At 60.0% G+C, this 21,721-nt stretch carries 15 protein-coding genes; 5 read left to right on the top strand and 10 right to left on the bottom strand.

Translation table 11 applies throughout. The features are described from left to right. Positions 1-74: 74 nt before the first annotated feature. Complete coding sequence (locus BLU01_RS19415) at positions 75-1,400, bottom strand: APC family permease (protein WP_092278565.1); 1,326 nt, start codon at positions 1,398-1,400, stop codon at positions 75-77. Positions 1,401-1,965: 565 nt separating this feature from the next. After that, the gene (locus BLU01_RS19410) at positions 1,966-2,787 is read right to left on the bottom strand and encodes a carbon-nitrogen hydrolase family protein (RefSeq protein ID WP_092278564.1); all 822 of its coding nucleotides are present in this window, start codon (positions 2,785-2,787) and stop codon (positions 1,966-1,968) included. 126 nt (positions 2,788-2,913) lie between these two features. On the opposite strand from BLU01_RS19410, the gene BLU01_RS19405 reads away from it, so the two are divergent. Next, positions 2,914-3,714: a helix-turn-helix transcriptional regulator gene (locus BLU01_RS19405; protein ID WP_092278562.1), complete on the top strand. Its 801-nt coding sequence runs from the start codon at positions 2,914-2,916 to the stop codon at positions 3,712-3,714. Between the two features lie 261 nt (positions 3,715-3,975). Further along, positions 3,976-5,595, top strand: a complete 1,620-nt coding sequence (locus BLU01_RS19400) for an FMN-binding glutamate synthase family protein (protein WP_092278560.1) — start codon at positions 3,976-3,978, stop codon at positions 5,593-5,595. Between the two features lie 12 nt (positions 5,596-5,607). Here the strand turns inward: BLU01_RS19400 and BLU01_RS19395 are convergent, their stop codons facing one another. Together BLU01_RS19395 and BLU01_RS19390 are read right to left on the bottom strand one after the other, a co-directional pair. Then, positions 5,608-5,979 carry a GtrA family protein gene (locus BLU01_RS19395; protein WP_092278558.1) on the bottom strand — a complete coding sequence of 124 codons (372 nt, stop codon included), beginning with the start codon at positions 5,977-5,979 and terminating at the stop codon, positions 5,608-5,610. A 109-nt stretch (positions 5,980-6,088) separates the two neighbouring features. Continuing rightward, entirely contained in the window at positions 6,089-7,588 is a 1,500-nt protein-coding gene (locus tag BLU01_RS19390; protein ID WP_092278556.1) for a glucosyltransferase domain-containing protein, read from the bottom strand. 226 nt (positions 7,589-7,814) lie between these two features. On the opposite strand from BLU01_RS19390, the gene BLU01_RS19385 reads away from it, so the two are divergent. Continuing rightward, positions 7,815-8,963 (top strand): OpgC family protein, encoded by a 1,149-nt coding sequence (locus BLU01_RS19385; protein ID WP_092278554.1) that lies wholly within the window; start codon positions 7,815-7,817, stop codon positions 8,961-8,963. Positions 8,964-9,031: 68 nt separating this feature from the next. Here the strand turns inward: BLU01_RS19385 and BLU01_RS19380 are convergent, their stop codons facing one another. Beyond that, complete coding sequence (locus tag BLU01_RS19380) at positions 9,032-10,453, bottom strand: amino acid permease (protein WP_092278552.1); 1,422 nt, start codon at positions 10,451-10,453, stop codon at positions 9,032-9,034. A 758-nt stretch (positions 10,454-11,211) separates the two neighbouring features. Here BLU01_RS19380 and BLU01_RS19370 point away from each other — a divergent pair. Together BLU01_RS19370 and BLU01_RS19365 are read left to right on the top strand one after the other, a co-directional pair. Further along, a complete protein-coding gene (locus BLU01_RS19370) occupies positions 11,212-11,670 on the top strand; it encodes an REP-associated tyrosine transposase (protein ID WP_092281666.1) in 459 nt (152 codons plus the stop codon). Between the two features lie 611 nt (positions 11,671-12,281). Next, positions 12,282-15,407 (top strand): transglycosylase domain-containing protein, encoded by a 3,126-nt coding sequence (locus tag BLU01_RS19365; RefSeq protein WP_092278548.1) that lies wholly within the window; start codon positions 12,282-12,284, stop codon positions 15,405-15,407. On the opposite strand, the gene BLU01_RS19360 is transcribed toward BLU01_RS19365, so the two are convergent. Genes BLU01_RS19360 through BLU01_RS19340 form a run of 5 tightly spaced genes read right to left on the bottom strand, consistent with a single transcriptional unit; the run spans position 15,404 to position 21,670 of the window. Then, the gene (locus tag BLU01_RS19360) at positions 15,404-16,642 is read right to left on the bottom strand and encodes a hypothetical protein (protein ID WP_092278546.1); all 1,239 of its coding nucleotides are present in this window, start codon (positions 16,640-16,642) and stop codon (positions 15,404-15,406) included. The two genes, BLU01_RS19365 and BLU01_RS19360, sit on opposite strands and share 4 nt — an antisense overlap. Then, positions 16,639-17,133, bottom strand: coding sequence for a CS1 type fimbrial major subunit (locus BLU01_RS19355; protein ID WP_092278545.1), 495 nt, complete (start codon positions 17,131-17,133; stop codon positions 16,639-16,641). The genes BLU01_RS19360 and BLU01_RS19355 overlap by 4 nt, the downstream gene beginning before the upstream one ends. Then, complete coding sequence (locus BLU01_RS19350; protein WP_092278543.1) at positions 17,130-17,870, bottom strand: pilus assembly protein; 741 nt, start codon at positions 17,868-17,870, stop codon at positions 17,130-17,132. Before BLU01_RS19350 ends, BLU01_RS19355 begins: the two co-directional genes overlap by 4 nt. Before the next feature lie 50 nt (positions 17,871-17,920). After that, positions 17,921-19,144, bottom strand: coding sequence for a hypothetical protein (locus BLU01_RS19345; protein WP_092278541.1), 1,224 nt, complete (start codon positions 19,142-19,144; stop codon positions 17,921-17,923). 3 nt (positions 19,145-19,147) lie between these two features. Beyond that, a complete protein-coding gene (locus BLU01_RS19340) occupies positions 19,148-21,670 on the bottom strand; it encodes a CS1-pili formation C-terminal domain-containing protein (RefSeq protein WP_092278539.1) in 2,523 nt (840 codons plus the stop codon). Positions 21,671-21,721 lie beyond the last annotated feature (51 nt).

Below are 21,721 nucleotides of genomic sequence, written 5' to 3'. Positions count from 1 at the left end.
ATCGCGAGCAAGCTTTGCTCCTACAAGAGCGGGGGCTGGCGTTGGACGTTGTCCCCCCCGATCCCTGTTGGGGGTCAGGTGGTTTCCTGGAAGTCCATTTCCGGCGGCTGGCGGCGGAAGCCGCTGGTGAGGATCGCGAGGTACACCACGCCGATCGCCAGCCAGCTCAGGCCGAGGTAAATCGCCAGGTGGTCGAGGCTGACCATCAGCCACAAATCGGCGAGCAGGCCAATGAACGGGAATACCAGGAACAGCACAAACTCCCGCGCACCGCGATTCTGTGCGCCGATCCAGTAATGAAAAATCACCGACAAATTCACCAGGCTGAACGCGAGGAACGCGCCGAAGTTGATGAACGAGGTCGAGGTCGTCACGTCGAGTTTCAGCGCCAGCAACGCCACCACTGCGCACAACAGGATGCTGTTGACCGGCGTGCCGAAACGCTCATGCAGGGTGCCGAAAAACGACTTTGGCAGCACGCCGTCGCGGCCCATGGCGAACAGCAATCGCGAGCCGCTGGCCTGCGCCGACAGACCCGAAGCGAATTGGCCGACGATCAGGCCGATGAGGAATATCGAGACAAACAGGTCGCCGCCGATGTTGCGCGCGATCTCGTAAGCCGCCGAGTCGACGCTGTCGAACTGGAACGACGGGTGCGCGATCTGCACGAAGTACGAGACGCCGACGAAGATCAAGCCGCCGATCAAGGTGATCAGCATGATCGCCCGCGGAATGGTGCGGCGCGGGTCGCGGGTTTCTTCGGTGAGGGTGCTGACTGCGTCGAAGCCGAGGAACGAATAACAGGCGATGGCCGCGCCGCTCATGATCAGCGGCATGTGCATGTCGCCGTTGAAGAACGGTTTGAGCGTCCACAGCGGCGTGCTCGCGTCGCCGCCAATGTAGTGGATGCACAGCACGACGAACGCAATCAGCACCAGAAATTGCACGAGCATCAGCAAGGCGTTGATGCCGTTGGCGAGTTTCAGGCCGACGATGTTGATCGCGCTGGTGACGCCGATGAACGTCAGCACCCAGACCCACTGCGGCACTGCCGGGAACGCCGAGTTGAGGTACGCGGCGCCGATCAGCCAGATCGCCATCGGCAGGAACAGGTAATCGAGCAGCACCGCCCAACCGGCGATGAAACCGAGTTTCGGGCTGATGGCTTTGCGCACGTAGCTGTACGCCGAGCCGGCCACCGGGAACGCGGCGGCCATGCGTCCGTAGCTCATGGCGGTGAAGAACATGGCCACCAGCGCCGCGAGATACGCGGCCGGAACCATGCCGGCGGTGGATTGCGCGAGGATGCCGAACGTGCCGAGCACGATGATCGGCGTCATGTAGGCGATGCCGAACAGCACCACCGAACCCAATGACAGGGTGCGTTGCAAACGAGCCATGAGCGACTACTCCGAATTTATTGGTTTTATGGCAGAGCCGAGTTCGGCAAAAATTATGTCAACGTCAAAAGCCACCCCTCACCCCAGCCCTCTCCCCAGAGGGGAGAGGGGGAAAGGGGGCAGATCTCCATAGGTTTCAGATCCTGGGTTCGACTGGGTATTCCTTTTCAATCCTGGATTCGACTGGGTATTCCTTTTCAATCCTGGGTTCGATTGGGTATTCCTTTTCAATCCTGGGTTCGATTGGTTATTCCCTTTCAATCCTGGATTCGACTGGGTATTCCTTTTCAATCTTGGGTTCGATTGGGTATTTCTTTTCAATCTTGGATTCGACTGGGTATTCCTTTTCAATCCCGGGTTCGACTGGGTATTTCTTTTCAATCTTGGGGTTCGACGGGGTATTTCTTTTCAATCCCGGGTTCGACTGGGGACTTTTTTTCAACTCTGTGTTCAGCTCGATATTTCAGGTCGCCGCAAAATGTCCAGTCACCTCGGTCAGTCCCCTCTCCCCCTTGGGGAGAGGGTTAGGGTGAGGGGCGGTTCCAACTGACACACCGCTTGATACCTAGCGCTGCGGAATCAGCAACTCGCGCAATCCATCGGCATGCTCGACAATCTCCCCCGGCAATTTCAGCCGCTGATCATCCAGATAGCGATAGTCCTGGCGCGCCGCCGCCAACTGCGGCAAATCCAGTTCAACGGCAAACTGCCCTTCCTCGCGCCCGGCCTCGAACAACAACGTGCCCAGCGGATCGACCAGCGCACTGCCGCCGGCAAACAGCAACCCGCCGTCACCCTCCTCCACCCGATTGACCATCAGCGCGAACGCCTGGTTTTCCTGGGCGCGGGCCATGATCGCGGTGCGATGGGTCGGGCCGTACGGGTCCATGTTGCCGTTGGTCACCAGCAACACTTCGGCGCCCAACTGCGCCAGGGCTCGCGCGCTTTCCGGGAATTCGATGTCGTAGCAAATCAGCAAACCGACGCGCACCCCGTTCCACAGACACGTGGCGTAACGGTCGCCCGCTTCATAAACGCCGCGATCCGAGGCCCACAAATGCGTCTTGCGATAACGCAAGGCAATGCCTTCGGGGGTAATCAGCAACGTGGTGTTGTAAAACCGGCCGTTGTCGCGCTCGGCCATGCCGACCACCACGGCAATATCGCGCTCGCGGGCAGCGGCGAGCACCGCGCGGACGGTCGGGCCGTCCAGCGTTTCGGCGACTTGCGCCACGGTTTGTGCGGAGGGGAAGCCCATCAAGTGGCCTTCGGGGAACATGATCAGTTGCGTGTCGGCAGCGCAGGCAGCAATCGCCGCCAGCGCGCGTTCGAGGTTGTAAGCCGTGTCATTGTCACGGCCAGCCAATTGGGCGAGTTCGACCTTCATGGGTATTCCTTGTTATGGCGCCGGGGCAGCAGAAAGATTGCCCGGTCGGTGTCTGTGCGCCAGTATGCGCAGCAAGCAACCGGCCAGGGAATCACGCGGCCGGGGTAACCCGATAGGGGTAGACGCATGACACTTTCGCTGGATGACATCGCCTGGCACCGCTCGGTCGGGCAATTGATCGACGCCCTCGACAAGCCCAATTTCTGGACGCAACTGCTGCGTTTGCTCGATCAATACGTGGATTTCGACAGCTGGGTGGTGCTGCTATTCAGCGCCGAGCAACACCCGCAGGTGTTCGCCGAATGCCCCGGCGAGGACGGCAGCCCCGATCAGCTGTTTCAGGATTACCTGCGCGGTTTGTACCTGCTCGATCCGTTCTACATTGCCTGCCGCGAACAATCGCGCACCGGGCTTTATCGACTCTCGGAAGTCGCGCCCGAGCACTTCGAGCTGACCGAGTATTACCAGCGCTACTTTCGTCTGAATGTGGTCGCCGACGAAATCCAGTTCAATTGCCAACTAGAAGGCGACCGCACGCTGTGCCTGTCGCTGGGCAGCAAACAACGCTTCAGCGCGCAGCAGATTGCCTTGCTGTCGCTGATCCAGCCGTGGGTGCTGGGCCTGTTACGCCAGCGCCTGCCCTATGAAATCAACGAAGTCGTGGCGCTCGCCCCGGCGCCGCCGCAAACCGATTGGCGGGTGCAACTCGAAGCCTCGGTGCAACAACTCAAAGGCGCGCAACTGACCGCCCGCGAGCTCGACGTCGGGCGCCTGATGCTCAGCGGTTGCTCCAGTAAAGAAATCGCCCGCAAGCTGGAAATCTCCGTCGAAACCGTGAAAGTCCATAAGAAACACATGTACAGCAAGCTCGGGATCAAATCCCAACAGGAGCTGTTTTCAATATTCCTGCAAGCACAAAATGCCTGAAGCAACACGATCCTGTAGGAGCAAAGCTTGCTCGCGAAGAGGCCTCCACATTCAACATGGATGCTGGCCAATACACCGCCATTGCGAGCAAGCTTTGCTCCTACAGCAAACGCCACGGTCCCTGTAGGAGCGAAGCTTGCTCGCGAAGAGGCCATCACATTCAACATGGATGCTGGCCGACACACCGCCATCGCGAGCAAGCTTTGCTCCTACAGGGGATAGCGTGTTGCACACAACCGAGTCCGAACCCAGGGAAACCGTATGAGCCTGTCACTCCTGAGCCGCTACGCGTTCTTTGCCGCGTGCGTCATTTTCACCCTCGCCAGCCTGCCATTTCTGCACCACGAATGGCTTTGGCCATTCACCGCCGTCACCGGCGTCCTCAGCCTGATCGGCCTGTTCGATCTGCTGCAGAGCCCGCACGCCGTGCGCCGCAACTACCCGATCCTCGGCAATATCCGTTACCTGGTCGAAGGTATTCGCCCGGAAATCCGCCAATACCTGCTCGAATCCGACAGCGACGCCCTGCCCTTCTCCCGGGCCCAGCGCTCGCTGGTGTACTCGCGGGCGAAAAACGAAAGCGCCGATAAACCGTTCGGCACCTTGATCGATGTCTATCAGGCCGGTTTCGAGTTCATCGGCCACTCCATGCGCCCGGCGCCGTTGACCGACCCGAGCAGTTTTCGCGTCACCGTCGGCGGTCCGCAATGCACCCAGCCGTACTCGGCGTCGGTGTTCAACATCTCCGCGATGAGCTTCGGTTCGCTCAGCGCCAATGCGATTCGCGCGTTGAACCAGGGCGCCAAGCTCGGCAATTTCGCCCACGACACCGGCGAAGGCAGCATCAGCGCTTATCACCGTGAAAACGGTGGCGACCTGACTTGGGAACTCGGCAGCGGCTACTTCGGTTGCCGCACCGCCGAAGGCCGTTTTGACCCCGAGCGTTTCGCCGCACAAGCGCAAACGCCGCAAGTGCGGATGATCGAAATCAAGCTGAGCCAAGGCGCCAAACCCGGCCACGGCGGGATCCTGCCCAAGCACAAGGTGACCAAGGAAATCGCCGAAACGCGCGGCATCATGATGGGCGAAGATTGCATCTCGCCGTCACGCCACAGCGCGTTCTCGACGCCGGTCGAATTGATGCAATTCATCCAGCAACTGCGTGAACTGTCCGGCGGCAAACCCGTCGGTTTCAAGTTTTGCCTGGGTCATCCGTGGGAATTCATGGGCATTGCCAAAGCGATGCTGGAAACCGGCATCCTCCCGGACTTCATCGTCGTCGACGGCAAGGAAGGCGGGACCGGCGCCGCCCCGGTGGAATTCACCGACCACATCGGCGTGCCGATGCGCGAAGCTTTGCTGTTCGTGCACAACACCCTGGTCGGCCTGAACCTGCGGGACAAAATCAAACTCGGCGCCAGCGGCAAAATCGTCAGCGCTTTCGACATCGCCAGCGTCCTCGCCATCGGCGCCGACTGGGCCAACTCGGCGCGCGGCTTTATGTTCGCCATCGGCTGCATCCAGTCGCAAAGCTGCCACACCAACAAATGCCCAACCGGCGTCGCCACCCAGGACACCCTGCGCCAACGCGCCTTGGTGGTGCCGGACAAAGCCCAGCGCGTGTTCAACTTCCACCGCAATACGCTCAAGGCACTGGCGGAAATGCTCGCCGCTGCGGGGCTGGAACACCCGTCGCAACTGTCGGCCAAACACTTGGTGCGACGCATGTCAGCGACCGAAATCAAGTTGTTCTCGCAGTTGCATGTGTTCCTGAAACCGGGGGAATTGCTCACCGGCGAAGTCAGCGGCGAGTTTTATTCGCGGATGTGGCAGATGGCGCGGGCGGACAGTTTTGAGCCCAATGAGGTGGCGGCTGCTTGAGTGTCGGTATTTTCAAGACTCCTGTGTGCGAGCCAGCACCAGTTTCGAAAACGGAAAACCGCACACCAGGCTGATCAGCGCAAAGCAGACCACGGTCACAAGCCCCGGTAGCTGGCGCATATCGGCAAATTCACCGACGCCGTAACTGACGACACCCATCAACAACATGAACAGCAGATACGCCAACAGCGGTATCTCGCTTTCAACGGTGTAGAGCGTATTCAAATACAACGAAAACACCGCTGCCACACCAAACGCCGTCAAATTACTGATGGCCTGAGTGAGTTCCGCAGCGGTGTAGAGGACAAAAAATACCTGCGCATGAATCAGTGTGTTGACCACGCCGATGGTCGCGTATGCGCTGAAGCCTTTCCAGAAAGTCATGCCGGCTCACCTAACCCTGATCGCGACTGCGCGAGCCTCTCAAACTAGGGTCATGCCTGAATGCCGTCTACTGTCAGAAGTTACAGTCAAACGATCCGCAGACGTGCGCTCACCAGCGCAACTCCACTACCGGCGCCGGTTCCTTCATGACGATAAAACCGTAATCGCCGATCAGGTAAATGCGGTAGTACAAGCTGTCGACCACCGGGGCAAAACCTTGGTAACCGACCCGCGTCGCATTACGCCGCTCGCGCTCGGCGACGACGTTGGTGATTCCGACTTTCGGCAGGTTTTCGGCGAGCATGTAGTAGTCGGTGTTGAGCAGATAATGCAGCACCGGCAGTTGCCGGAACGAACCCGCCGCCGCCGTCAGCCAGTGATCGGAATAAGTCACCGACAGATAAATGCGTTTGGCGTCGCGCAGCGCCGGGCGTGAGGCGATGTCGTAGCTCAAGGCATTCAGCGCGGCGGTGGCGAAGGTTTTCTGCAGCACCAGCACGCGGCCGTAGGCGTAGGACAGCGAAAGCATCGCCAACAGGGGAATCAGCAACAGCAGTGGCAATCGCCGGTGCACGCGGGTTAACGCCAGATGGCTGAGGTAGAACACCAATAACAGCAGCACCGAAAACCCCATCAAGGTGCGCGCGCCTTCATTGAAATCACGGAACAACAGCGCGGCGCCGGGGACGAGCAGAACAATCAGCGCCACGCTCAGCAGGCACAGCAAAGCGAATCCGGCGCGCTGCATACGCGTTGTCTGACGCTCGATCACCCGCCGCCCGATAAGAACGCTGCCGGTAATCGCGGTCAGCAACAACGCCGCGAACACCCAGGCGAATCCGCCGTGAAACAGCAGCCCGACTTTTTCCAATACTCGGCCGATATTGATGCCGACTTGCAGCAACGGGTCCGCCGAGCCATCAAGCAAACCGGTGCGGCCCGGTTTCATGTAGGCGTACGCCGTGACGCCATAGATCAGCAGGGCCAAACCCAATTGCGCGAGTTTCCAGGCGATCAATCGATGCCAATCGGGCTGCCGATGATGTGCCCAGCGCAGCAATTCCAGGCAACACAAACCGAGGAACACATTGATGCTGACCTGATAGAGACCAAGCCCCAAGGCAATCAGCAACGCGGGAATGGTCAAGGTCTGGACCCGCGATGCACCGCGAAAGGTCATCGCGCCGATCACCGCCACCAGGCTCAACGTCATCGCCGGGCCATCGTATTGATAGGAGAGGTTCTGCAGGAAAAACGGGTTGTACCAAAACCCCAGCACCACCAGGCAATGGCTCAACGTCGGTGCGACAAAGTAGTGGAACGTCAGGCGGGTCAACGCCCAGGCCATCGCCAACGTCGCGAGCAACAGCGGTAACGGAAAGATGTTCGGCGCCGCGTCGGTGAAAGTCAGCCCGTTGTAGAACAGCTGCGTGAACAACCGCCCCTCCCCGGCCCAACCCGTGCCGGCGGCGAGCGAACGCCAGTTGTCATCGATGTATGGGTGGTCGGCGAGGATCAGCGGCAACACGTAGGCAAACGTTGCCAGCACAAAGAATAATCCGACGCGGCGGGCGCCGAGTTCTCTGTCGAGCCAGTCGCGCATCCTCATGTCCGCGCCCCTTGGGGTGACTGCGTTTAACCCATAAGGTATTGAACGCAGCGCTGGCGATTGCTCTGCGATTTTTCGACCAACGGTGGGGCCGGGCAATATCCCGTAATATCCCGACTTTGCATTTGTCGCCCGATCACGCGACCCTGCGCGCCGCCGATGTGCGGCACGCACCCTTTTGTATTGCGTGACACTCCTTTTAATACACGTTCAAGAGCACTCAGCCATGACGTCTGAACGCGATCATCGAATCGACTTTTTCCGCGGCCTGGCGCTGATCTTCATTTTCTGGGATCACGTGCCGCACAACCCGCTGGGGCAAATCACCCTGCGCAATCTCGGCTTCAGCGATGCCGCAGAAATCTTCGTGTTTCTCGCCGGCGTCGCGGCGGTGATGGCTTACGGCAAGATCCTCAAGCGCGACGGTTATCTGATCGCCTGCCTGAAAATCCTTCGGCGCACCTGGGTGCTGTACGTGGTGCATATCTTCTTGCTGGCGATGCTGATGGGCATTGTGTTCTTCGCCAACAGCCACGTGGAAACCCGCGATCTGGTCGAGGAAATGGGCCTGCACCACTTCATCACCAACCCGCAGCAGGCGTTGACGGACGAACTGCTGCTGCGCTTCAAACCCAACCTGATGGACCCGTTGCCGCTGTATATCGTGCTGCTCGCGGGTTTGCCGCTGGTGTTGCCGTTGCTGGTGCGCGCGCCGTGGGCGGTGGTGGCGGTGTCGACGGCGGTGTACTTGCTGGCGCCGCCGCTGGGCTGGAACCTCGCGGCGATCAAGGACGGCGTCTGGTATTTCAATCCGGTGACCTGGCAATTGCTGTTTGTGCTCGGCGGCGCGACGGCGATTATCGGCCAACGGCCACGGGCGCCCGACACCCGCTCGCTGCTGCGCCAGCCGTTATTCATGGCGGCAGCGGTGTATGTGCTGCTGGCCGGGGTGATTACGCTGTTGTGGCGCTGGCCGCAAATCCATGACGCGCTGGTGCCGGCGTGGCTGAGTAATCTGCTGTATCCGATCAGTAAGACCGATCTGTCGCCGGTGCGCCTGGTGCATTTCCTCGCGTTGGCCTACGTCACCGCCAAGCTGTTGCCGGGCAGCGCCTGGACGCAAAACTGGCTGGCGCAGCAGAGTTGCCGGATGGGCCGTTATTCGCTGGAAATCTTCTGCCTCGGCGTGTTGCTGGCGCCGCTGGCGGACATGATCAATGCGATGACCGGCGATGCGTTCGCGATGCAGATCTTCACCGCACTGGTGGGTGTTGGTTTGATGGCGTTGCTGGGCGCGTGGCTGGATCTGAACAAGCGGCTGACCGCGCCAGTTGCCACTCATTCGGCGGCGCCTGCGCAGCGTCTTCCCTCGTAGCCAGTGCCGCTGTAAACGCAAAAGCCCCGATCATCACGACCGGGGCTTTTGTGTTTCAGGCATTGGATTTACGAAGCTGAACGCACCGCACCTTGGGTGACGTTAGTCGGTTGCAGCTTGAACACGTAGAACAACACCGTCAGCAACACCAGGAACGCCGGGCCGACATACAGCGCCACGCGAGTGTCCGGAAAGTAGGCCATCAGACCAACCACCAGCACCAGGAACGCCAACGCCAGGTACGAGCTGACCGGGTACAGCCACATCTTGTATTTCAGGCCGGCACGTTCGCTGGCGCTCAGGCCTTTGCGGAATTTCAGCTGCGCCAGGAGGATCATCACCCAGGTCCAGATCGCGCCGAACGTGGCAATCGCGGTAACCCAGACGAAAACTTTTTCCGGGACCAGATAGTTGAGCAGCACGCCGACCAGCAGCGCAGCAATCGACAGCAGCAGCGCGCGACGCGGCACACCGTTGCTCGACGTGGTGGCGAAACCGGCCGGGGCCTGGCCATTCTGCGCCAGGCTATAGAGCATGCGCCCGGTGCTGAAAATGCCGCCGTTGCACGACGACAGCGCTGCGGTGATCACCACGAAGTTGATGATGCCAGCGGCAGTTTTGATCCCCAGACGCTCGAAGGTCATGACAAACGGGCTGCCCTGGGTGCCGATTTCGTTCCACGGGTAGATCGACAGGATCACGAACAGCGCGCCGACGTAGAACAGCAGGATCCGCCAGAACACCGAGCCGATTGCGTTGGGAATGGTTTTCTGCGGGTTTTTCGCTTCGCCGGCAGTCAGGCCGATCATCTCGACGCCGAGGTAGGCGAACATGACCATTTGCAGTGACATCAACACGCCTTGCACGCCGTTCGGCATGAAGCCGCCGTGGGCCCAAAGGTTGGAGACGCCGAGCGCCACACCATCGTTGCCGAAACCGAAGGCGATCACGCCGATGCCGCCGATGACCATGGCGATGATGGTGACGATCTTGATCAGGGCGAACCAGAATTCGAATTCACCGAAGGCTTTGACCGCGATCAGGTTGATCGTGCCCATGCTGACCAGCGCCGACAGCGCCCAGATCCAGCGCGGCACGTCGGGGAACCAGACGCCCATGTAAACGGCCACTGCGGTGATTTCGGCAACGCAGGTCACCAGCCACAGGAACCAGTAATTCCAACCGGTGAGGAAGCCGGCCAATGGCCCGAGGTAGTCTTGGGCGTAACGGCTGAAAGAGCCGGCGACCGGGTTGTGCACGGCCATTTCGCCGAGGGCGCGCATGATCACCAGGATCGCCAGACCGCCGATGATGTAGGAAAGCATGATGGCCGGGCCGGCCATTTCAATCGCCTTGGCCGAACCGAGGAACAGGCCGACACCGATACAGGCGCCGAGCGCCATCAAGCGAATATGCCGTTCGCCAAGTTCGCGTTTAAGCGGACCGCCCTGAGCGGTCTCGCCTTGGGGCAGATGATTGCCTGCTGGCATGGGGGTACAACCTCGTCTTGTTATTGGATATGACCACCGAGTATCGAAGCGTCGACCGATAAGCCGTTGCTTGCCTGAAACCGCGCTTGCCTTTTGAGCAAACGCGTCTTGTAGGACAAAACCTGCAAGATCAGCGGGGCGTGCAGTATAAAAACCTTCCCGCAGGGTTTTTCACTCTATAACCCACAACATTCAGCGACAACTCTCGCCAAAAGCCCGGTTTACGGAGGGGCATTACCTGCGTTTTGTCAGATTATTCGTCGCAAAAACGCTGGCGATTATTGCACAGCAATGGTGCATCGTCATGTCTGCGGATGGCTTGGGGAGGCGGTTGAGGTGTCTAGCGCGCGGATTGTGGGTGAAGACATCCTGTGGCGAGCGAGCTTGCTCGCGTTTGAGTGTGCAGCGCTCACAAAACCTTGGGGCCGCTGCGCAGCCCAGCGCGAGCAAGCTCGCTCGCCACAGGGGGTGGTGCTCGTGCATGACCTGATGGCAGCAGGCTCATTTGCTGAATTGTGCAGGCTTCTGGACCTAACCCCGACTTGTGGCGAGCGAGCTTGCTCGCGTTTGAGTGCGCAGCGCTCACAAAACCTTGGGGCCGCTGCGCAGCCCAGCGCGAGCAAGCTCGCTCACCACTGGGGCAGGTTGGATGTTCGACTCCTGCAAGAGCTTCAGACTTTTCGCACAGCATTTGCCGGCGGGAGTAGGAAGGTGGAGCACTAGGGTTAATGCAGGTCATCGTGAAAGGACGCCATGGAATGCATCCACATCCAAATTCACACCTGTTGCGTCTTGGCCGCTGGTCAGAGCCGGGACGAGGTTATCTCATTACGGTCGTGGTGCATGAACGACGACGGATCTTCAGTGATTGGCGCTCGGGGCGGCTACTGGTTGCTGAACTCAGGCGCGCGCATGACGAGCAATGGGTTAACTCGATTGCCTGGGTGATCATGCCGGACCACCTGCACTGGCTGGTGCAACTCGAACAACGGTCGCTGGCAAAACTGATGCAGGCCATCAAGTCGCGTAGCACCCTGACAATAAACAGAGCCACGGGAAATAAAGGGGCGTTCTGGCAGCAGGGTTATCACGACCGAGCGCTCCGCGATGGCGAGGATCTACGGCCCTATGCTCGATACATCGTCGCCAACCCATTGCGTGCGGGCCTGGTGAAAAACATCGGCGACTACCCACTGTGGGATGCCTGCTGGCTATGAATAACACTCAACCCTGTGGCGAGCGAGCTTGCTCGCGCTTGAGTGCGCAGCGCTCACAGAATCTTGGGGCCGCTGCGCTGCCCAGCGCGAGCAAGCTCGCTCGCCACGGGGGTTGTGGTTGTGCATGGCTTTGAGGAAGCAGGCTCGGGTGCTGATTGAACGGGCTTCTGAGCATCAACCGTCACTTGTGGCGAGCGAGCTTGCTCGCGCTTGAGTGCGCAGCGCTCACAGAATCTTGGGGCCGCTGCGCTGCCCAGCGCGAGCAAGCTCGCTCGCCACGGGGGTTGTGGTGGTGCATGGCTTTGTGGAAGCAGGTTCGGGCGCTGATCGAACGGGCCTCTCAGCATCAACCGTCACTTGTGGCGAGCGAGCTTGCTCGCGCTTGAGTGCGCAGCGCTCACAGAATCTTGGGGCCGCTGCGCTGCCCAGCGCGAGCAAGCTCGCTCGCCACAGGTTTTTTGGTGTGATTCATGAGCCGATTGGAAGCAGGCTTCCTGCTTGGCAAACTCCCGGCCTCGGAAATTTCTCCACCCACAATTTTTTCACCAACGCCAACCACCGACTAAGCTTCAGACAAGTCCGATCAATCTGCGTGAATGGATCAGTCGACTATGGGCGCTTTATGGCAAACCGATTCGAGTAAAACCGTGGTTCCGACTGAACGTGTGGATGAAGCGCCTTTACCTGAAAAATCCCGTCGTAACCGGCACGGCTGGAAGGCGTTCTGGTTGTTGCTGCTGATTATCGCGGTTGCCTTGGGGTTGGCGGCTGCCAAGGAAATGCGCACATCGAAATTTCAATCCACCGAGGTCAGCAAATTTGCCGCGTCCCTGAGTTATGAGCTGCAACCCGGCCCCAGCGATGCGATTCGCTATCCGGGCGCCGGCCCGTTTGATTTGCGTTTGGGCTACAGCGCCATGGACGATTTCCTGCCGCGCCTGCTCAAGCGAAATTACATCGTTGCCGCGCAAACGCGTTTTTCCCCGGAGCTGATGAGTTATAGCGACCGGGGCTTTTTCGTGCCCTACGCGGAAAAAATCCAGGCCGGCCTGACCATCACCGATTGCCGCGCGGCGCCGCTGTATCAGTTCAACTACCCGCAACAGCTCTACGCCAGCTTCGACGCGATTCCGCCGGTGGTGGTCAACAGCTTGTTGTTCATCGAAAACCGCTTCCTGCTCGACCCGAAACAACCCATGGCCAACCCCGCCGTCGACTGGCCGCGCTTCGGCATGGCGGCGTGGTCGCAAGTCGCGAAGATCATGCACTTGCCCGGTCAATCCGCCGGCGGCAGCACCCTGGCGACGCAACTTGAGAAGTATCGCCACTCCCCCGACGGCCTGACCGTGTCCGGCGCGGAGAAGATTCGGCAGATGATTTCTGCCAGCGTGCGCGCCTATCAGGGCGGGCCGCAGACCTTGCAGGCGCGGCAGAATGTGGTGCGCGATTACCTCAACAGCGTGCCGTTGTCGGCCGTGCCCGGCCACGGTGAAGTACATGGCATGGCCGAAGGTTTGCGCGTCTGGTACGGCGCCGACTTCAACAAGGCCAATGAAACCCTCGCGAGCACCGCCACCGACGCGAAAACCATGGCCGACAAAGGCCTGGCCCTGCGCGAAATGCTCTCGCTGATGATCGCCCAGCGCCGCCCTTCGCACTACCTGACCAAGGGCCACGACGAACTCGCCAGCCTCACCGACAGCCACGTCCGCCTGCTCGCCCAGAACGGCGTGATCGACGCACCGTTCGCCGCTGCCGCGCTCGCCAGCAAAGTCACCTACCGCGATTGGCAGACGCAACCGACGATCCAGCCGATCGAATCCAATAAAGGCATCAGCACCGCACGCAGCCGCTTGGCCTCGATGCTCAACCGTCCGTTGTATGACCTCGACCGCCTCGACCTCTCCGCCACCAGCACCTTGCAAAGTGACCTGCAAAAACAGGCCACCGAATACCTCAAACACCTCGCCGACCCGGCGTTTGCCGGGCAGATCGGCCTGATCGGCGAACGTTTGCTGACGCCGACCAGTACCACTCAGGTGCGCTACAGCTTCACCCTGTTCGAACTGACCCCGGACGGTTCGCGGGTGCGGGTGCAAACCGACAGCACCGACCAGCCGTTCGACATCAATGAAGGCAGCAAACTGGAACTTGGCTCCACCGCCAAGATGCGGGTCATGACCACGTACTTGCAGATCATTTCCGAACTGCACGAAAAATACGCCGACAAAACCGTCGCCGAACTGAAGAAAACCGAAGTACCGGATCAGGATCGCCTGAGCCGCTGGGTCGTCGATTACCTGATCCAGAACAGCGACCGCAGCCTGCCGACACTGCTCGGCGCGGCGCTTGATCGCAAATACTCGGCGAGCCCCGGCGAGGCGTTTTTCACCGGTGGCGGGCTGCACACCTTTCACAACTTCCGTAACGAAGACAACGGGCGTATTCCGACCCTGCGCGATGCCCTGCGTGAATCGATCAACCTGCCGTTCATTCGGCTGATGCGCGACATCGTGCGCTACACCACGTATTCCGGGCCGAGCAACAGTGCCGAGCTGCTCAAGGACGACCGCGACCCGCGCCGGCAGGAATACCTGGCGTCATTCGCCGACCGTGAAGGCACGTCGTTTCTGCTGAAATTCTGGAAAAAGTACAAAAACAAAGACACCGACGCGCGCCTCGAAACCTTCCTCGACAGCATGCGCCCGACGCCAATTCGCATGGCGGCGGTGCACCGTTACCTGTACCCGGAAGCCGAGCAGACTGCGTTCAACAGCTTCGTGCGCTCGCACTTGAAGGGCGCCAAGCTCAACGAAAAACTCACCGACGAACGCCTCGAACGCCTGTACCTGAGCTACGGCCCCGGCTCGTATGACCTGCCGGATCAGGGTTTTATCGCCAAGGTGCATCCGCTGGATTTGTGGCTGATCGGCTACCTGCTCAATCACCCGGAAGCCAAGTTCAGCGAGATTGTCAAAGCCAGCCAGTTCGAACGTCAGGAAGTGTATAGCTGGCTGTTCAAGAGCAAACACAAAGGCGCGCGCGACAGCCGTATTCGCACCATGCTCGAGATTGAAGCATTCCTCGATATTCACCAGCGCTGGCAGCAAGTCGGCTACCCGTTCGACCACCTCGTGCCGTCATTGGCCACGGCGATTGGCAGTTCCGGCGACCGCCCGGCAGCGTTGGCCGAGCTGATCGGCACGATTCTCAACGACGGTGTGCGCATGCCGACCTTGCGCATCGACAGCCTGCACTTTGCCGCTGATACGCCGTACGAAACCAAAGTGGTGAATGACCCAAATGTCGGCAAACGGGTGATGCCTTCCGAGGTTGCCACGGCGATGCGCGAAGCCTTGTCGCAAGTGGTGGATGCCGGCACCGCGAAACGTGTGTCCGGCAGTTTCAAAACCCCGGACGGCACCGCGTTGGCGATGGGCGGCAAGACCGGCACCGGCGATAACCGCATTGAAGCGATTGGCTCCGGCGGGCGGATTCTCAGTTCAAAATCGATCAACCGCACGGCGACGTTTGTGTTCTATATCGGCGATCACCACTTCGGCACGTTGACCGCGTTCGTGCCGGGGCGCACCGCCGAGGCCTTCAAGTTCACCTCGGCGTTGCCGGTGCAAGTGCTCAAAGGCATGGCGCCGATCTTGACCCCGTACCTGCAACCGGGGCGCAACACCGAATGTCTGGCGCCGACGGTGACAGCGAGCAACCAGACCCAGGGCTAGATTTCGGAATCCCAGATCACCGTGACGTCCCCGGCAAATTTATCGCTGCCCGAGTCGAGCATTTGCTTGACGCCCTCCTGCGCCACGGAAAAATGCACAACGCCGGGTTTGCGCGCCACGTAGACGTTGGGTTCGAACCGTTCAGTGCCCTGACCATCGAGCCGCAAGGGTTGGTTGACCACCGACTGGCCGTTGCGCACCAGCCCGTGGGGCAGCGTCACGGCGACGTCGACCGGCACTTGATTGCCCGCCGCGTCCTGCAACGCGCAGGTATTGCCGAGGTTGGTGGCACAGCTCAATTGCATCTTGAACGGTGTCGACGTCCAGATATTGAAGGTCTGGTCGCGGAAGATCCGTTCCGGCCGACGATTACGCTGCAGCCACGCTTGCCAGCCGCCGTGCGGCACCAGTTGCACCTGATTACCGCCGGGTGGGATTTCCACCGCCAATACGTGATTGACCGTCAGGGTGAAGTCGAGCTGCAGCGTGTCCGGACTGGCGAGCATGTTGTCGCCCATGTCGAAATCGGCGCCGGGGCCTAATCGATAAAGGGTGCTGCCGGTATAGGTCCCAGGAGCCATTTTCAACGGATCGGGTGTGCGGATCTGGTAGGCAAAATTCAATCGGAGATAGGAGAAACCTGGTATGTCGAAACGGGCTTTCGTTGCGCAAGTGCCGAGCACAGAAGTGCCCCAGAAAAAAGCAAAATCAGTGTCCGTCAGGCCCGCTCCCGCGCGTCCGGTTTCGCAAGGTCTGGGCGCAATACCCCAGTCGCCGGTGTCCCATAGGCGCGAATGAGAGGTGGATACCGGCAAATCCTCACGCCCGATCAGTTCCTGAACCCTGCGACTCAGCCGATAACGTCCGCCAACCCCCGCAATGCGCACCTGCACCATCGCCGGACGGCCTTGGTCATCCTGTACCGGCACATCGCGCCATTGCGCCGCCGAGATGTTGAACATCGCACCTTGGCGTGGATTGGAGTGATTCGCTGGAATCGGATTGATCGACTGCACATCAATCGAGCTCTCGATGCTGAACAATTTGTCGAACCCACCCGTTCCGTCACAAGACGACGGATTCTCGGCGCAATAACCGCTATCAGGCGTGGTGTTCTTGAACTCATTGATGTTCGGACGCGCCGGATCGGGGGCGAACTCGGCGGTTATCTGCACCACATCGGCCTGCGCGCCGAGGCAAATGAACAACAGCAAGCCACTGCACGGGCGCTTCATGGATTCACCGCATCGAACATCAATTGCACCGTGCCGAAATACTGCCCCGGCACATAACCGGTAACAGGTTTCAGCGCCGCAATCTCCAGGCGCACGCGCTGGCCAACACGCGCCTGCTGTTCATCCACCACCGGTGTCGCCAGCAACGACAAACGCTGCCCATTGAACTGCACGGCCAGGTCAATGCGCTCGCGCCCATTGAACAAAAACGGCTCAGCCGCCAGCCGCGCGGAAATACTGCCGCTGGTGTTTTTCACGTCGAAATGTTCGCGCAACGGTGTGAGCTCGGCGGTCACCGGGTTCCACGCCATCACCTGCTCGCGCTCCAGAAACATCGAGTTGACCGGCAATACGTAAAACTCGCTGGTGGGGATCGTCACCGAAACGTGAAAGGTTTGCTCCTCACGAATTGCCAGCGCGTGCGTGCTGGTCAACGACAAAACAGTAGCCAGCGAAACGAGCAATGCGCGCTTGAATCCCGGGCGTTTCATCCCTTCACCTCAACGTTTTTCTGCGCCGCACCTTCCACCAGTTTGAAGCGGTACTGGCGCCCGGCCTGTTTCTCGAAACGAAACGTTCGGCCCGGCAGCACATGAGTTTTGGTCACCGGTTGGCAATCGTTTTCATCGCTGACGGCGCAGTCCTTGAGGTCGTCGACCACCACCACGGTGTTGCCGTCGTTGCGCAATGCGTATTGGCCAGGGCGCTCGTCAATCTGCGTGTTGAAACGCGCGTCTTTGGGGCGCACAAAAAAGATCGTGCCGTAACCCGCCAACACGTTGACCCCGGCCGCCAGCGTCTGTTGATAGGCGTCGCGCTCTTCGACGGAGACGGCAAACTCATCTTCTTTCTCCGGCACCACCGGGACGAATCGCACGCGAAAATAACGCTCGCGCTCACGTTCGCCCATAAACAGCAGCCGAGTACCCTGCATGCCATTCACCGGCACAATCAAGCGCGCCGGGCTGGCCATCAGACCGTCGCGGGCGCTGCTGTCGGCCAGGCTCTTTACCGGCAATTCCGTGGGTCTGCCGTCGGCGTCATAGATGATTTCGTGAATATTGATTTTGACGAACGCCGTGCTGTCGCCGCCATTGAAAACCCGTTTCAGGTAGGTGCTTTTATCGCCGTCCAGATAGTCGTACACCACGCCGACATTGATCGCCGGCCCAGCCTCGGCCAACAGCGGCAGCAAACCTGCACCCAACAATACCCATAGCCGTTTCATTGTTTTCGATCCTTCAGTTGAACGCTGCGCGGACATTCCGGCAGCGGTGATCAGATTTCCGAATTCCAGATAACCGTGACATTGCCCGCGTAGGTTTTGCCGACGCCGGTGAGCATCTCGGCCACTTGTTCGCGGGCGATTTCGAAGTGCAATTGACCGGGTTTGCGATCGACATAAAAACCTGGCTGGAACAGTTCGGTGCCACTGCCGTCACGCATCAAGGGCCGGCGGTTAACCGCTTGCCCGGCGCCGTCGGTCAAACCGTTGGGCAACGTGACGCTGATGTTCACCGGCACCGCACCGCCCGATTGCGGTTCGCGCAACAGGCACTGGTTGCTGCCGTCGCCGTACTGACAATCGAGCTGCATCTTGAAACGGCTGGACGCCGAGATATTGAAGGTCTGGTCGCGGAACAAGCGCTCCGGGCGACGATTGCGTTGCAGCCAGGCTTGCCAGCCACCTTGCGGCACCAGCTCGACCCGATTGCCGCCGGGCGGCACTTCGACTTTGAGGGTGTGTTGCACGTCGAGGGTGAAGTTGAAGACGAATTCAGTTTCGGCGGTGCTCATGTTGTCGCCGAAATCAATGTCGCCTCCCGGCCCGACGGTGTAGCGCATGGTGCCGGTGTACTGACCCGAGGACATGCCCAGCGGGTTGGGGGTTTTCAGCGCATAGGCATATTCGAGGTTGGAGTATTGCAACGCCGTAATATCCATTCCCGGTTGGCGGCTGCACACGCCAGCCCCTTCCGGGACCAGCCAGAAGAACAGCGCGAAATTGGTCCCTGCAGCAACGTAACCGGTGCCTTCACAGGGGCTGGGCGCATAACGCCATTGCGATTGCCAGGTAATTCCGGGTTGGGCCCAGACTGCTACGCCAGGACGCACATCCCAGCGATGACCAATGCCGGCGATGCGCATTTGCACGGTGGCGACCTCCCCGGTGCGCGAATGCGTGACCTGCAGGTCGCGCCAGTCCGAAGGCATCTTCCACATTGCGCCGTCGCGGGGGTTAGTGTGGTTGGCCAGGATCGGCGTTTTGGTGTGCGCATAAAAAGCCGTACGAATGGTGAAAATGTTCAGTTGCTTGCAGCGCGCCGGGATGTGAAAGGTGCACACGCCGCTCTCCGGTGTGGTGTTGACGAACTCGTTTTTCAGCGGGTTTGCCGGGTCCGGCGTGAAGACCGCGCTGATCTCCTGAGTCAGGGCATTGGCCGCTGGCGCCAACCCGCACAACATGCTGAACCCGATGAGGTGTCGAAGTGTTCTGTTCATCAATCAGCCTGCCGTTTCAGAATTAAATGAGCTGTCGGCCAGCGTGTCCGGTGTGCAGCGCAGATCGCCGATCATCAGCACATCCTGTTCGATACGCGCCGCGCGGGTATCGAGGCGGAACTGGCAGAGCAACTGATCGCCCCGACGCACTTGCAGGGTCGGTGAACTGGCGTTCATTTCCATCGAGAAGAACCCATCGACCTCGCTCACGCCACGGCTGGCGTGGTTGATGATGTGATGCCCTTTCAATGGATGCCCTTGCGGATCGATCAGGCGCCCGAGCACGGTCACGGTTTTCATCACCTGGACCTTGCGATACGCCACGCCGCCCTTGTTCAGGTGATAACTCATGCGCGGCGGCTGAATGTTGGCGGCCGGCACGTGGTTGCCCTCGAAATCGAAACTCACCGCGCCGTTGCGGTACGCGGTGATCGGCACAAAGTTGCGCCCCGCACGCAACGCGGTACTGCCGCCGCTGAGGTCATCGGCGCGCAGGGCGATGTCCTCGACATCGGATTCGACGTCAATGATCATCCCGGCGCCGCGGCCCTGATGCTGACTGGTCAGGACCATTTTCTGCCCGCCGACGGCGAACGTGCTGTCCAGGTTGAGGCCGCCGGTGATGTCGCCGCTGTACGACGAGCGCTGGGCGAAGGCATCGCCGAGCACTGTGTCGGTCATGAAATTGGTTGTGCCCGAGATACCGACGCCGTAGGTATCGGCAATCGCCGTGGCCGAGACGCTTTGCAGCACAAAGTCCTGCAGATCCTTGCGATAGGTCAGCGAGGCGTTGTGGTCGCGGCGGCCATCGCGCGAAGTGCGCGAGCCGAGGCTGCCGGAGATTTGCTCGCCCGGCCCGCCGAGCGCCAGGCTCACGCTGAGGTCGACGCCACGGTTGCGTTTGTCGCCGCTGCTGGTGCTGGCCGGCCGATCGAACACGGTGAAACGCCAATTGGCGTCACTGCCGAACAGGTTGCTGCGCTGGGTCCAGCCGAGATCGAGGCCGACGCCTTCGACATTGCCCTCGCTGTGCGACACCCGGCCGTTCAGCGAAGTACGGTTGTTCAAGCGATGGGTCAGCGACAGCGAGGAATTGCTGGTTTCGCCAGTGAACACATTGCGCTGACGAATGCGTGTGCCGTCGGGCAAGGTTTCGTAGGTGTTGCGCGTGTCGAGCCAACTGCGATTGTGGCTGGCGACGACGGTGCCGAGGCCGTAGCTGTAAAGCGCTTGCAGATCGACGCCAGTGCCGTGGTCTTCGGTCTGGTAAATGTTGGCGAACAGGCTGGCATTGTTGGCCACGGTCCAATCGACCGACGAGCCGTACTGCAATTGTTCACGGACCTGGCGCGCCGACAATCCCAGCACCACGCGCGGGTGCAGCAAATAGTTGAGCGCGGCGCCGGCAGACATGCCGCCGTCGGCCTGCTCTTCCCAGTTGCTCAGCAGTTTGCTTTCGCGCCCGGCGAACACGTTATAGCGCCAGCGTTGGTCGTGGTTGCGCCAGTTATTGGGCTTGTAAACCAGTTCCTGGGTCGTCGAGGTGATCTGGCCATCTTCAATCAGCCGCACTTCGACTTCATAGATACCGCCGGGCAACGGCCGGGTGTCGAGGGTCTGCAACCCGGCCGGCACCGGTTGCGTGTTGACCAGCAACCCGTTGCGATAAATCTCCACCGAACCGAGGCGATTGGCGGTGACGTAAATCGGATAAACGCTGGGTTTCGGGTTGTCGATGGCCAGACTGTCGGAGCTGCCATACATAACGCCGACCGCCGTGTCCGGGCTGGGACCAAATGCGCGTGGCTGGCGGCTGAGGCCTTCGGAATTGGGCATGAAATAGCCCAGGCGCAGAAAACTGCCTTGCAGTTCCCGTTGGGTATAGAGCTCGTGCACCGCGTGATAGAGCTGGTCGTCGAAACCACCGAGACGGGCCAGTTGCAGGTTGACGCTCTGGGTCCAGTTGCCGAGGCTGCTGCTCGCCTCCAGGCCGTAGCGTCCGCCGAGGTCCTGGTCCTGGCCACCATTGAGGTTCAATTGATTGCGCACGATCAGGCCGGTGCTGCCGTGCTGAGGTTGTTCGTAGTAAGCCTGGGGTTGGTCGTCGCGTTCAGCGTTTTCGGTAACGAGCGAAACCAGGGAGTTTTCCAGGCTGTAATGCACGGCCAGCAAGTTGGCCGGACAGTTGGCAGAGCACGCCCCAAGAGGCACGCCTTGTTTGAGATAAGTCGCCAGCGCGTCGCGTTCAGGGGCTTTGAGGTCACTGTCTCGAATGTCGGTCATTTCAAGTAACGTAATACGATCGTCACGTGATAACACCACCATTGCTTCTCCCATGAACTGTTGATCACGTTCAATTCGAACTGCCAACGGAACATCAAAGAAGTGTTCTTCAAACTCCGCAGGAAGACCTTTGGCCTGAGCCAGCAAAGAGCGCGGCGCAGTATTACCGTTAGTTGGCGCAGCCAGCACTGATGAACAAAACAGCAAGGCGAGCGCTGTCGCGATGGGCGTCATCGGGAACATGAACCAGATACTCTGAATACGGACGGTAGATACGGTGGAACCCGGTCGGCC

This window comes from Pseudomonas prosekii (assembly GCF_900105155.1).
GTDB classification, from domain to species: domain Bacteria; phylum Pseudomonadota; class Gammaproteobacteria; order Pseudomonadales; family Pseudomonadaceae; genus Aquipseudomonas; species Aquipseudomonas prosekii.
Note: the sequence above shows the minus strand (reverse complement) of the source record. Positions and strands in the feature narration are given on the sequence as shown.

Excerpts from the sequence above, each read along its gene's own strand:
- BLU01_RS19415 (WP_092278565.1), bottom strand. The coding sequence starts at position 1,400 with ATGGCTCGTTTGCAACGCACCCTGTCATTGGGTTCGGTGGTGCTGTTC.
- BLU01_RS19410 (WP_092278564.1), bottom strand. The coding sequence starts at position 2,787 with ATGAAGGTCGAACTCGCCCAATTGGCTGGCCGTGACAATGACACGGCT.
- BLU01_RS19405 (WP_092278562.1), top strand. The coding sequence starts at position 2,914 with ATGACACTTTCGCTGGATGACATCGCCTGGCACCGCTCGGTCGGGCAA.
- BLU01_RS19400 (WP_092278560.1), top strand. The coding sequence starts at position 3,976 with ATGAGCCTGTCACTCCTGAGCCGCTACGCGTTCTTTGCCGCGTGCGTC.
- BLU01_RS19395 (WP_092278558.1), bottom strand. The coding sequence starts at position 5,979 with ATGACTTTCTGGAAAGGCTTCAGCGCATACGCGACCATCGGCGTGGTC.
- BLU01_RS19390 (WP_092278556.1), bottom strand. The coding sequence starts at position 7,588 with ATGAGGATGCGCGACTGGCTCGACAGAGAACTCGGCGCCCGCCGCGTC.
- BLU01_RS19385 (WP_092278554.1), top strand. The coding sequence starts at position 7,815 with ATGACGTCTGAACGCGATCATCGAATCGACTTTTTCCGCGGCCTGGCG.
- BLU01_RS19380 (WP_092278552.1), bottom strand. The coding sequence starts at position 10,453 with ATGCCAGCAGGCAATCATCTGCCCCAAGGCGAGACCGCTCAGGGCGGT.
- BLU01_RS19370 (WP_092281666.1), top strand. The coding sequence starts at position 11,212 with ATGCATCCACATCCAAATTCACACCTGTTGCGTCTTGGCCGCTGGTCA.
- BLU01_RS19365 (WP_092278548.1), top strand. The coding sequence starts at position 12,282 with ATGGGCGCTTTATGGCAAACCGATTCGAGTAAAACCGTGGTTCCGACT.
- BLU01_RS19360 (WP_092278546.1), bottom strand. The coding sequence starts at position 16,642 with ATGAAGCGCCCGTGCAGTGGCTTGCTGTTGTTCATTTGCCTCGGCGCG.
- BLU01_RS19355 (WP_092278545.1), bottom strand. The coding sequence starts at position 17,133 with ATGAAACGCCCGGGATTCAAGCGCGCATTGCTCGTTTCGCTGGCTACT.
- BLU01_RS19350 (WP_092278543.1), bottom strand. The coding sequence starts at position 17,870 with ATGAAACGGCTATGGGTATTGTTGGGTGCAGGTTTGCTGCCGCTGTTG.
- BLU01_RS19345 (WP_092278541.1), bottom strand. The coding sequence starts at position 19,144 with ATGAACAGAACACTTCGACACCTCATCGGGTTCAGCATGTTGTGCGGG.
- BLU01_RS19340 (WP_092278539.1), bottom strand. The coding sequence starts at position 21,670 with ATGTTCCCGATGACGCCCATCGCGACAGCGCTCGCCTTGCTGTTTTGT.